9 protein-coding genes are annotated in these 12594 nt (G+C 46.9%); 4 read left to right on the top strand and 5 right to left on the bottom strand.

Going from position 1 to position 12594, the window contains the following annotated elements:
* Nucleotides 1-40: 40 nt before the first annotated feature.
* Complete coding sequence (locus tag BLS69_RS21535) at nucleotides 41-847, bottom strand: winged helix-turn-helix transcriptional regulator (protein ID WP_091036048.1); 807 nt, start codon at nucleotides 845-847, stop codon at nucleotides 41-43.
* Nucleotides 823-1218 carry a Fur family transcriptional regulator gene (locus BLS69_RS21530; protein WP_036612807.1) on the bottom strand — a complete coding sequence of 132 codons (396 nt, stop codon included), beginning with the start codon at nucleotides 1216-1218 and terminating at the stop codon, nucleotides 823-825. The genes BLS69_RS21535 and BLS69_RS21530 overlap by 25 nt, the downstream gene beginning before the upstream one ends.
* Nucleotides 1219-1490: 272 nt before the next feature.
* Between BLS69_RS21530 and BLS69_RS21525 the strand changes: the two genes are divergently transcribed.
* On the top strand, nucleotides 1491-2603 hold the full coding sequence (locus tag BLS69_RS21525) for a GGDEF domain-containing protein (protein ID WP_091036046.1): 1113 nt from the start codon (nucleotides 1491-1493) through the stop codon (nucleotides 2601-2603).
* Between the two features lie 135 nt (nucleotides 2604-2738).
* On the opposite strand, the gene BLS69_RS21520 is transcribed toward BLS69_RS21525, so the two are convergent.
* Nucleotides 2739-3677, bottom strand: a complete 939-nt coding sequence (locus tag BLS69_RS21520) for an aldo/keto reductase family protein (protein ID WP_091036043.1) — start codon at nucleotides 3675-3677, stop codon at nucleotides 2739-2741.
* 156 nt (nucleotides 3678-3833) lie between these two features.
* Nucleotides 3834-5471, bottom strand: a complete 1638-nt coding sequence (locus BLS69_RS21515) for an ATP-binding response regulator (RefSeq protein WP_091036040.1) — start codon at nucleotides 5469-5471, stop codon at nucleotides 3834-3836.
* A 479-nt stretch (nucleotides 5472-5950) separates the two neighbouring features.
* On the opposite strand from BLS69_RS21515, the gene BLS69_RS21510 reads away from it, so the two are divergent.
* The 3 genes from BLS69_RS21510 to BLS69_RS21500 all read left to right on the top strand — a co-directional run bounded on the left by BLS69_RS21510 (nucleotide 5951) and on the right by BLS69_RS21500 (nucleotide 9453).
* A complete protein-coding gene (locus BLS69_RS21510) occupies nucleotides 5951-7912 on the top strand; it encodes an anaerobic ribonucleoside triphosphate reductase (protein ID WP_091036038.1) in 1962 nt (653 codons plus the stop codon).
* Nucleotides 7909-8418 carry an anaerobic ribonucleoside-triphosphate reductase activating protein gene (nrdG, locus tag BLS69_RS21505; protein WP_091036035.1) on the top strand — a complete coding sequence of 170 codons (510 nt, stop codon included), beginning with the start codon at nucleotides 7909-7911 and terminating at the stop codon, nucleotides 8416-8418. The genes BLS69_RS21510 and nrdG overlap by 4 nt, the downstream gene beginning before the upstream one ends.
* Before the next feature lie 216 nt (nucleotides 8419-8634).
* Complete coding sequence (locus BLS69_RS21500) at nucleotides 8635-9453, top strand: methyl-accepting chemotaxis protein (protein WP_091036033.1); 819 nt, start codon at nucleotides 8635-8637, stop codon at nucleotides 9451-9453.
* Nucleotides 9454-9569: 116 nt separating this feature from the next.
* Here BLS69_RS21500 and BLS69_RS21495 read toward each other — a convergent pair whose 3' ends face one another.
* Nucleotides 9570-12392, bottom strand: coding sequence for a glycoside hydrolase family 3 C-terminal domain-containing protein (locus BLS69_RS21495; protein WP_091036030.1), 2823 nt, complete (start codon nucleotides 12390-12392; stop codon nucleotides 9570-9572).
* Nucleotides 12393-12594: the final 202 nt, after the last annotated feature.

The following is a 12594-nucleotide window of genomic DNA, read 5'->3' as shown; positions in this document are numbered from 1 at the left end:
GTATCTAAGTGAACGATAAATTTGGGCAAAAAAAAGCGGACTAATCCGCCAGGCGGTAGCCCACTCCTCTTACTGTTACGATATATTGCGGCGAAGATGCGTTATCGCCCAATTTTTTGCGCAAGCTTTTGATATGAACATCAACCACATTACTTCCACCCGTAAAGTCTGTCTCCCAAATATCGCTGAGCATCTCCTCACGGGAAATGACTGCACCTTTGGCATCAATCAGCTTGAGTAACAGATCATACTCGGTCTTGGTCAGATGAATCCGATTATTATCGCGCTGCACACTCATCCGTTCCCGATCAAGCCACAGATCCTTAAATCCGATACGCTGCCCTTCCTCAGGCAAAAACCCACGTTTGGGCAGAGCAGGGCTGTTGCCAATCATACGCTGCACCCGATATAGAGCTTCCTGCGGGCGTGCAGGCCACACCAGCAATTCCTCCTGAAGCATCGGTCCACTCGCGCTGCCAATCATCTTCTCACCGACCAGATACAGACAAGGGGTTGTATGCTCAGCCTCACGATTCAATCGGCTGCTAATGCCGGCAAATGCATCGATCGTTCCGGCAACAGATAGGTCATAGATCAACAGATCAAAGACAAGACGCTCATGCAGATCCGGTTCCCAGCGATGGAACACCAGTACATCAAAGCAGCTATCCGTTAAGGCCTTTACCAGTTCATGAACCTGCCCCGGCATCGGGCTGATCAGAATAACACGCCGTGTAACAGGACAATTGTCCATAAGGGGCGCTGCATCGGACAAGGCGGGTTTAACCCTAAGGGGTAAACGACGGCCAGGCAGTTTTATTTTTACTTGATCCGTTTGTTTCTGCATTCCCCGCAGACACCTCCAAAGACCACATGAGCATGATCGATTGCATATCCAGTTTCTTCAGCTACCTGTTTCATCCATTGTGGAGGAACCTCCGTCATCACCTCGTCCACTTTGCCGCACACCTCGCACATAATGTGCTGATGATCATCCATACGGGCATCGTACCTACTTGCTGTCTCTCCGAGTTTAAGTTCCCGTATCAATTCTTTGTCCGTCAGATAACGAAGAGAATTATACACCGTACCATAGGCCAGATTATATCCTTGTTCCACGAGTCGATTCATGACATCAGCAGCTGTCGGGTGATCCTCCGAATGACGCACCACATCATATACCGCTTGCCGTTGTATCGTCAGATTTAAAGTTCTCACAACCATTTCTCCTTTATTATTGATCCATTTTATATGAAATCAGAAACTGATCTTCTACTTATGATGGTCTTCCCAAAAAGAAGGAATAAATTTTGATTTAGATTAAGTATAAATCTCATTGTATATTGAAGTCAATATCACTCTAACATCCTGTATATGCAAATAAAACATCTTTCCCAGCAATCCCCTCATAAATTTGGGATAATATGGTTCGCTACAGCACCAATTTTCAGATAAAATATAGGGATGTGCGTAAAAAGGGGGAATGTCGGTTGTTTAGCACTTTTTTCATTAATATCTGTGTCATGATTACGTTTATGTATGTGTCCGGGATCATCGCAAAGTTCTATAGTATCCGATTGCCTTTTCCCTCGTTACGTGTTCAGTTGATCGGCGGCTTATTATTCGGTATATATGGCACAGTACTCATGAACTATTCCTTCCCTCTGAACGAGACTACGATTGTAGATCTACGGCATCTGGCCATCGTCACCGCAGCGGTATATCTGGGAGGAGTGGCTTCGGTCGTTACTGGACTCATGATCTCGGTCCTTCGTATTCTGATGTTCGGCTTGTCATCCTCTGCTATAGATGCAGGATTTGTCATGACTCTGATCGGACTGTCCGGTGTATACTTCGCCTATGCTCCCTGGTCCAGACTGACCAAAATAATTACAATGAATCTGCTTGGCATAACATTAATCTTTATCATCCTTATGTTGAATACAGACAGCATGAATTCATTAATGAAGATATATCCGTTACAAATGACCATTTCCTTTGCTGGTGGAATATTTATCTATTTCATCGCAGAATTCATTAATAAATCCAATGAAATGTTATTTCTATTGGAAAAAAGAGCATCTACCGATCATCTTACCAACCTGAGCAATCGACGACAGTTCGAAAAATCACTTCAACTGGAACTCCAGCGTGCGCGGGATTACCAACAGAAGCTTTCCTTGCTTGCCATTGATATTGACCGATTCAAAAAGGTAAATGACACCTATGGTCATTCCGCCGGCGATGCGGTCCTGAAGCAACTTGGACAACTGCTCGTTGAGCATGCACGTTCTGCTGATATCGTGTCACGAAACGGTGGGGAAGAATTCGCCATTCTCTTGCTCGACTGTGGACACCGTCAGGCCGTGGCTACCGCCGAATCTATCCGGCAGGCAGTAGAGAAATACCATTTTGCTCTGCCCGACGGACACACAACACGTCTAACCATCTCCATTGGTGTGGCCGTGTATCCGGATCATTGTGATGCTCATGACGATGACGACTTCTTCGAACAGGCCGACCGTGCTTTATATGAAGCCAAGAATACAGGGCGTAACCGTGTGTGTGCCTTAAATTTTCGTTCCTTGCCTCTTACACAGTAAGATCTTGCCTTTCAATAAGCTAACCTTTCAACGTTCTCCAAAAAAGGGATGTCTCGTTCGCCTATTCAGGCACACAGGACATCCCTTGCTTTATGGATCAGTGCATATCATCTCAGCTTGTGTGCTGACAGGAGATTAAGCAAGGATGCTCTCAATCTCCTCAACAATGGCAGCATCCAGCTTCACGCCAGATGCAGCCGCGTTCTCTTTTACCTGCTCGGGACGACTCGCCCCGACAAGTGCACTGGATACATTGTTCTGGCGCAGAATCCAGGCAAGGGCCAGTTGGCCAACCTTCAGATCCAGCTTGTCCGCCACTTCAATCAGTTGACGAACTTTCCCGATGCGATCCGCATTGATCTTTCCTTCGTCCCATCCTAGCTTGGCCGCACGGCTATTCTCTGGGATATCGGAAACGGACGTATATTTCCCGGTCAATAGACCTTGAGCAAGCGGGGAGTATACGACTTGTCCTATGCCTTTACGCTCGCCCAGCGGGATAATCTCATTTTCGATATAACGGTCAAACATGTTGTACACCGGCTGATTGACCACGATACGATCCAGGAGCAGACGATCAGCTGTACCTAATGCATCTTCCATCTGAGCCGCAGTCCACTGGCTGACGCCGACATATAACACTTTGCCTTGGCGTACCAGATCATCCAGCGCGCGGAGTGTTTCTTCAATTGGTGTTTCGGTATGATAACGATGGCAGTAATAGATATCCACATATTCAACGCCCAAACGCTTCAAGCTGGCTTCACATTGCTCCTTGATATGTTTGCGAGACAACCCCTGGTCATTCGGACCATCACCCATTTTGCCAAATACTTTAGTTGCAAGTACATAAGAGTCACGGGAATAAGCTTTGAGCGTCTGCCCAAGCAGCTCTTCTGCTGCACCCCGTTCATATACATTGGCTGTATCAAAAAAGTTGATGCCTTCATCAAATGCAGTTTCAATTGATTTCACCGCATTTTCACGTTCCACATACCCTCCGTACGTCAGCCAGCTTCCCAGGCTGATCTCGCTTACTTTCAGTCCGCTTCCACCTAATCTGCGATAATCCAATGTACATCCTCCTCTGTTGGTTATAAAGATGAAGTTCACTTTCTATTGTAACGTAACCAGCTCGGAATAAAAGGGCTTTGGCTCAGAAAATGGAAAATGAAAAAAAGCGCACCTATAACAGGTGCGCCGAATAAAGATTTATCCTCTGATCATGATTTAAGGCAAAGTAATGCTCAATGCATTCAACAGATCAGCTTGTCTGACTGGCTTTGTCAGAACAGCATCAAAGGCTTCTGCTTCATGCAATTCAATGTGCATACCATAAGGAACAAGAACAATGACGGGCAGATTTTCCAGTCGCTGTTTCAGTTCATGTACAAAATCAACCGCTCCGCCTTCCAGTAATCCCATATCCACCACGGCTACATCAGGCATGAATCCTTCCTTGATCCAATCATGCGCTAATGTTAAACCCGAGGTCATGTGTACATCCATCTCCCACCTACGCATCAGGGAAGAGACGCCTTGCAAAATGTCAGGGTCCTTGGCGAGTAATACCTTTTTCCCTTTTAACCGCTGCTGAATACTTGCGAGTTGAGGTAACTCCCAGTATCTGCGCAACGGAAGGGAGATATTGAATTCCGTCTCATTTTCCTTCACACTGCTCACCTGAATACGGCCATGCATGAGAATGGCAAGATTCTGGCTTACAGCTAAACCCAGATTGCTTCCAATCAGTTTTTGGATATTCAAATTTTCATCTTGGCTGTTAAAGGTTTGTGTCTTCTTCTCCGATAACATCTGACCCGTGTACTTCACCTTGAGCTGAAGTGTACCGGTCTCCTCCAATTCTTCTCCGTTCACCACTGCTGTGATCAGAACGGAACCTTCACGCGTTGAATCGAGAGCATACTGAATGACGTGTGCAAGCAACTGTCCGATCTTGACTTCATCACCAACGAACACTTGTGATACATTCAGTTCAAGATTTAATCCCAGCTCAATGTTCTTGCCCGTCGCAATGCCGGCATAGAGATACACGGTATTCTCAATGGTGCCTACCAGATCAAACGGATCATCATGTATAACCGTTTTACCTGCTTCATTAATGTTGAAATTCATCATATTATTCAGCAAGGAAAGCAGAATATTGCCGCTTGTCTCAATCATGTTCACATATTCGGACTGCTCCTCTGGCATATCCGGTGTGCGCATCAGATCTGTCAGTCCCAAAATACCATTCAAGGGATTGCGAATCTCGTGACTCATCAATTTCAACATCTGTGTTTTGGTCATGGCCTCAGATTCGGCACGTTCTTTCTCTGCCTGGAGCTGTTCTTGCATTTGTTCCGAATCACTCAATTTCCGCTCCTGAACATGCAACGTGCTTTCCAAATCGACAACATAGCCCAGGAATACAGCCATCGCCTTCAGTGTCTTCATATCGGTTTCGCTGATCACATAACCAGGATCATCCATTAGACATATGGTACCAAATGTTTCGCCCGATCTTCTCATAATAGGCACGCCCACGAAGAAGCGATTGCCAAGTCCGCTCGTAACGCCCATGGATCGTGTCATCGGATGTTCACATGTATCCGGGATCGTAAGAACACTACCGTTGTCTCTTAATACCAGGCTGCAATATGAATCCGTAAAAGGAAGTGCACTGCCTTTAACAACTAACTCTTCCGTACGATTAAAGGCCTCCAAAATGACATTGGTCACACCGTCATTCGTGGCAACAAAGATGGTATTGACCTTCAATATACCGCTTAATACGTCTACGATATGGGCCGCAGCTTCCTTTATATCTTCATAGAAGCCTCTCGTAATGCCTTCTGCCGTCCCCATGATCCACCCCTTTTGTCTTAGCTGCACTTTCTAATCTGTATATCAGAATGTTAATCACGTACAAGGGCTCATCAAGAATCCGAATAGCTGTCACAATCTATACTTATATGATTAACACCGTAGAAGTAAAAGAGAATCATACTGCCTGCCGACAGCCCGTTTTCGGACAAAAGCAGGTCTTGAACTGATAGTTAAAGACTGAAAATGTACTGCAAATCGCCTTTTCAGCTTGATTAAAGTCCATCTTGTCCAACTTCGAATATTATCCTTGCAAGATAACTAGAAATTATACGCTTCTACTCAGACTTTGGAAACCTTTATCCGCAGCAATTAAAGGAAAGTCCACTTTGCCCACTACGTTGTGTGACCATTATCACACCCAAAAAACCACATATAGTTTATAAATGGATAATACGAATCTACATATAGTATTTAACGTGAATTAAATGATAACCAAATCATTTTAGGAGGAACCTTACATGAACATGCTTGAGTATGCCACTCCACCGGCATCCGATCTATTATCCGACCTGGGAAGACGCATTATTGGCGCAGAAGACGCCGATACGCTGAGGGAAAATGCAAATCTGAACGGGGACTCCTTCAGCGGTAAGATGAGCAGGCTCGGTTCGGAGACCGCCAAGTGGCATGCTCTGCGTCATGTGTTGCCAGAAGAGCTTGCCCAAGCTGTGGAGAATGGGGATCTGTATGTACACGATCTGGATCAGTATGCACTTGGAACGACCAACTGCATCTTTATCCCGTTTGACCGTCTCCTTGCTGCGGGTTTTAATACAGGCAACGGATCGGTTCGCACACCTCAGACGATCATGTCTGCAATGGCCCTGGTTGCGATCATCTTCCAATCCCAGCAGAACAGTCAATATGGCGGTGTATCGGCCAATAAAATTGACTGGGATTTGGCCCCTTATGTACAGCGATCGTTCCGCAAACATTATCGCAAAGGGCAACGCCTCTTTGGTGAGCATGCCCTGCTTGAGGATGAACTGCTTTATCTGGACAGCATCGAAGCGAAAAATCAGTGCCCGCGCGCATATGCCTTCGCCTATGAAGAGACTGAGCTGGAGACAGGACAAGCTGCTGAATCACTGATTCATAACTTGAATACAATGAGCAGCCGGGCAGGTGGTCAGATTCCATTCACTTCACTGAACTATGGATTATGTACTTCAGCGGAAGGAAGGTTGGTATCGCGTTCATTGCTCGAAGCAACCATCCGTGGCCTGGGCAACGGGGAGACTCCCGTGTTCCCTCAACATATTTTCCAATGTAAACAGGGGATCAATCAGGCTCATGGAGAGCCGAACTATGATTTGTTCCGCCTCGCAGTCACCTGTTCATCCCGGCGGATGTATCCCAACTTTGTCAATGTTGATGCTTCGTTCAATCTGCCTTTCTATCATCCGGAAGATCCGGATACGATCATTGCAACTATGGGATGCCGCACACGTACACTGGCTGACCGGTTTGGTCGCAATCGTCAAAGTGGCAAAGGTAATCTGTCCTTCAACACCATTAACCTCGTGAAACTCGGCATCCGGTTTGGCATCTGCCAAGGTGCCAGAGCTGTCGCTGACCGGGCCGGATTCTATACTGCTTTGGAATCGATTATGCATAACGCCGCTTCCGGCCTGCTGCATCGCTACCGAATTCAGACAGCACAGCCTGCCAAGGCATCGGACTTCATGATGCGGGAGGGTGTATGGGAAGGTGGAGAACAGCTTGGCCCGAACGATCCGGTTGCCGATCTATTAAAGCATGGAACATTATCTCTTGGTTTTATCGGTCTTGCGGAATGTATGACAGCTCTCTATGGGCGCCATCATGGGCAGGACCCCCATGTACACCACGAAGCGCTCAACATTATTCGGACCATGAGAGAGTTCTGTGACCGGATGAGCGAGCAGCATAACCTGAATATCACACTGTTTGCCACACCTGCTGAAGGGTTGTCCGGCAAATTCACGAAGATCGACAGAGAACGATACGGCCTCATTGCCGGGGTTAATGATCGTGAGTATTATACGAACTCATTCCATATCCCGGTATACCACACTCTTCCAGCTTATCGGAAGATTGAACTGGAGGCCCCGTTCCACACTTTATGTAACGCGGGTGCAATCTCCTATGTGGAGCTTGACGGAAACGTTCGGGCCAACACCGCAGCTTTCCTGCGAATTGTGCAGTATGCACTGGCACAGGATATTGGTTATTTCTCTATTAATCATCCGATTGATCGCTGCCCTGCATGTGGTTATGAAGGCGTCATTGGGGATGTATGTCCAGGCTGTGAAGCCCACGAGAACCATGTGCACTTCCAGCGGTTACGCCGCGTAACTGGCTATCTAACCGGAGATTACAAAGTACGCTTCAATGCTGCGAAGCAAGCCGAAGTGCGGGATCGGGTGAAGCACCGGTGAATCTATATGGTTACATCCCGGAATCGGTGAATGAAGGGACAGGCCTGCGTGCTGTGTTGTTCATCAGCGGATGTCGTCACGCCTGTCCAGGCTGCTTCAGTCCGGATTCGTGGAGCTTTCGAGCGGGTGAGCCCTTTACAGAGGAGCGGCAGCAGCAGATTCTGCATGAAGTGACGAGCCATCCATTGTTGGATGGCGTTACGTTGTGTGGTGGTGATCCCTTTTTCTCGGCAGCAGAATGTACGTCTTGGGTCCAGCAGCTCCGAGCTGCACGTCCTGATCTGACGGTATGGGCCTACACGGGATTTGAATATGAGGAACTGATTACCGACCCTGCGAGAGCGGAGCTTGCCCAGTTGTGTGATGTGATTATTGACGGGCGATACGTTGAAGCGGAGCGTGATGTCTCCCTTCCCTTCCGCGGCAGTCGGAATCAACGTTTGATTGATGTCAGTGCAACACTAGCCACTCGAACCATCGTTACAATACAGCTCAGTATGCTGTAAACATTGGTTTTATTCCCCTCACCAACTAACAAGGCACGGGTCCCCAGCGGACTCGTGTCTTGTTGGCGTATAGTGGTCTGCTTTAAGAAATAGGTTTTATCCATTCTCTCTATTTTCTTCTCTATTGCATGACGATATATAATATAGGTAGTTACTAAGTTAGCATTTAAAATTTAACCGTTTACATAAGGTAACCAGGGAGGAATCATCTTTTATATGGATATTGTTCAAGCATTAATTACATGTATGCCTTTCTTTCGAGATACGATTCGTCAGGATGTAACCCTCTCCGTTATTGATCATGAAAAATTCTTATATTTCTCAGCAGGAGAATCTTTAAAGCAACTGAATTATCAACCCGGCGACCCTCTGTTGGATGGAAATCGAAATTTTGCTGATCTCAACGGCGGTACCGTCAAACGATTCGATCACTATCCTAAAGATTTATTCGGTGTTCCTTTTGACGTGGCTTTTATCCCCATTAAAAATGAAAAAGGTGAAGTCATCGCCCTGTTCAACCTGCTCTACAGTATGGATGACCAGGACCAGCTGCAACAGCTCATGGATGCTACCGAAAATCTGACCAACCAGTTAATTGACAGTGTACAGCATGTAGCTGCACACTCCGAGGAACTCAGTGCCACAACCGAAGAGATCCGGAATAATTCCAAACAAGCCGTACAGAAATCAGGCAATGTAACTCAAGTCGCCAGCTTCATTCGTGAAATCTCCGAACAAACCAATCTGCTCGGCTTGAATGCAGCCATTGAAGCTGCTCGTGTAGGTGAAGCAGGTGCAGGCTTTGGCGTTGTTGCCAAAGAAATTCGCAAACTGTCTGTGGATACCAAAGAAGCAACGGCCCGTATTGAAGATTCTCTTCTCTCGGTTCGGCAATCCATTCAAGGCATGGAGAATGAACTTGGTGAGATCACGGCCAGCTCCCAAGAACAGGCTGAACTCGTAAACAATTTCATGAGCACAATTGAGCAGCTGAATGAAACCAACAAACAATTGAAGCAATTTGTGCAAAAATGATTACGTTTGACGGAAAATAAAAATACGTTTAATGGACAATAAAAAATGCGTTTGATAGCAAACAATAAACAAAAGCCTCCGAATAAGTTCGGAGGCTTTTTCATGAGTTATTTGACTTAACGAATCTCGAAGTGACTGATGCGCACGCCTGCAGACAACACAATGTATACATCCTGCGCACCTGATGCACCTGTGAGTTCAGCCTTCACGGTAGACCACTGCTGGGCTTCACCTTGCGCCAGTTCCACACGTCCTGCGAGCGTACCGTCTGGTGAACCGAGTCGAACTTCTAACACAGCACCTGCTTGTTCTGCGGAGACACGCGCTTCAATTGCTGCTGCCCCACTACCCAGATCGGCATCCTTGAAAGCAATCCATCCTTGCTCTCCAACTACACGGACAGCACTTCCGCCCTCTTTGCTCTCATCCAGATCAACACACAGGTAAGCATCATAATTCTCGGCACGAGTAGCCACACCCAGATTACGGGCAGGGATCGTCTCTCCTTCTACCGTCAGGTCTGCAACCAGTTGGACATCAGAGGATGACTTGGCAACCATGATGGAGTAAGTTCCACTTTCCACGACATACCGATCACGAGTTACATCCCAGATTGCCAGTTCCTGAACAGGCAAGGTGAAGCTGACTTTCGCTGTAGCTCCCGCTTCGATATGAAGACGACGGAATCCTTTTAACGTTTTGAGTGGACGTTTCACCCGGGATTTGCCTGCACGAACGTACAACTGTACAACTTCGTCACTGGCGATTGAACCCGTATTGCTCACATCTACAGTTACCGTAACGTTGCCCTCTGTACCCACTTGAGCTGGGCTAAGTTCCAAATTGCTGTATTTAAACGTTGCATACGTCAGACCATGTCCAAACGGATACAATACATTACCTTCAAAATATTGATATGTCCGACCGGATTGAATGATATCGTAATCCTTGATGTCGGTCAGTTGATCTGCTGATTGTACCCATGTCATGTTCAAACGGCCTGCTGGCGCATAGTCGCCATAGAGTACGTCTGCTACTGCGTTACCCAGTTCCTGTCCTGCGTGTGAAGTGTACAATACCGCCGGGATGTTCTCCTGAACCCAATTCGATGTGAATGGATAACTACCCACGATGACCACAACCGTATTCGGGTTCGCGGCATAGACCGCCTCAACCAAACGTTGCTGAGATTCGGCCAGATCCAGACTTGGACGATCAATTTCTTCTTTACCATTTACAAGCGGATTGTTACCAACAAAGACAATCGCCGTTTCCGCAGCCTTGGCAGCTGCTACCGCTTCCTCAAGTCCATTCACAATCACATCCTGCTTGAATGTCTCTGTAGCACCGAAAGACTTCAGTTCTTCAGACACCGCAAATGCATCGTTTCCGCCATTAGGTGTAGTCACCGTTTTGCCATTCCATGTGGTCAGACCTACACTACCATCCTCTTGTGGCAACAGGTGGAATACTTCCTTCACGAACCAGCCGTACACTTCATCTGCGGAAGCCGTTACGGTCTCTTCATCTGTGGTCAGATATTTGCCGTTGCTTTCCGCCTGCAAGGTATAACTTCCGAAGCCCCAGTCGGACACCATGAACGTCTCCGCTTCTCCCGAAGCAATGACAGGTGATTTTTCACCATCTGCCAGTCCAATCTTCTTCCCATTGGCTACAGAAGTTAACGTAATACGGTCATTACCATCCTTGAACGATACTTTATCACTGCCTACTTTGCCACGGATCGCTTCAAGTGGGGCTACGTTATACGGCATGGTGCCTGCATACCAGTCACGATAGACGGTTCCGCCCAATTGACCAATCACAGCCACTTTACCAGCTTTTGTTTTGTCCAGCGGCAGTGTGCCTTTGTCGTTTTTGAGCAATACGACTTGTTCTCTTGCGGCTCTGAGCGACAGTTCTTTTGCTTTCTCTGTCATCATGGACTCTTCACCAATAGCAGCGTACGGGTTCCCTTCTTCCGGATCGAACTCGCCCAGACGGAAACGCACACGGAACGTATTGAACAACGCCTTATCGATGTCATCCATCGTGAGTGTACCTTGTTCCAATCCTTCACGCAGAGCCTGTTTGGATAGCTCAGCATCATCGGTGATGCTATCAATTCCAGCTTTAACAGACTCTACCGTACCTGGTGTGTGGGAATCATAGTATTTATGATCGTTCTTGATGCCCATTACATCGCCTGCGTCGCTGACAACGAAACCATCCATGCCCCATTCGCCTTTGACAACCTCGTTCACAAATGGATGCAACAACGCTGGCGTACCATTAATGGAGTTGTACGCCGTCATCATGGACTGTGCGCCGCCTTCCTTAAATGGCTTCTCAAACGCTTTCAGATAATATTCACGCATGTTGCGCGGATCAATGCTGGACGAACCACTTCCGCGATCCACTTCGTTATTATTCGCAAGAAAATGCTTCAAAGTAGCAACCGCTTTGTAATACTTCGGATGGTCACCCTGAATTCCTTTGACCAATGCTGTTGTCAGCTCGGCTGTCAGTTCTGGATCTTCACCATACGCCTCTTCATTCCGTCCCCAGCGCGGGTCACGTTCCATATCCACTGTAGGTGCCCACAGCGTAAGACCGTTCACTGCCGGATTTCGTTTATAAAATACACGCGCCTCGTCTCCGAGCACGGAGCCAATCTCCTTCATCAGATCTGCATCCCATGTGCATGCTAGCCCCACCGGTTGTGGGAAAGATGTTGCTTCTCCAAGCCAGGCCAGGCCGTGTGCCGCTTCTGTTCCGTGTTTGTATGCAGGCACACCCAAGCGTTCTACTGCTGGCTGATATTGCAGCATGGATTCAATTTTTTCATCTTCCGTCAAGCGGGATACAAGGTCCTTCACACGGGTGTCTAACTCTAGTGCTGTATCTTGAAACGGATATTTCGTTTGGTTGGTCGTCATATGGAATCTCCTTTGGTTATCGGTAGTAAATTAAAATGATAGCGAATACATATCTTATGAAAAAACGGGGATTAATTCAGATAAAATCTTACTTCAGATGGATAGATTAATCCTTTTATAATCAACGTTTACAGGTATAAAACTTGATCTCCTTTTCAAAACCTAAAACGGTTTCGATAATCCTATCATATAGCATGTTTAA

The organism is Paenibacillus sp. CF095 (assembly GCF_900101225.1).
In the GTDB taxonomy this organism is placed as follows: Bacteria; Bacillota; Bacilli; order Paenibacillales; family Paenibacillaceae; genus Paenibacillus.
This window is presented reverse-complemented; position numbering and strand designations above follow the sequence as displayed.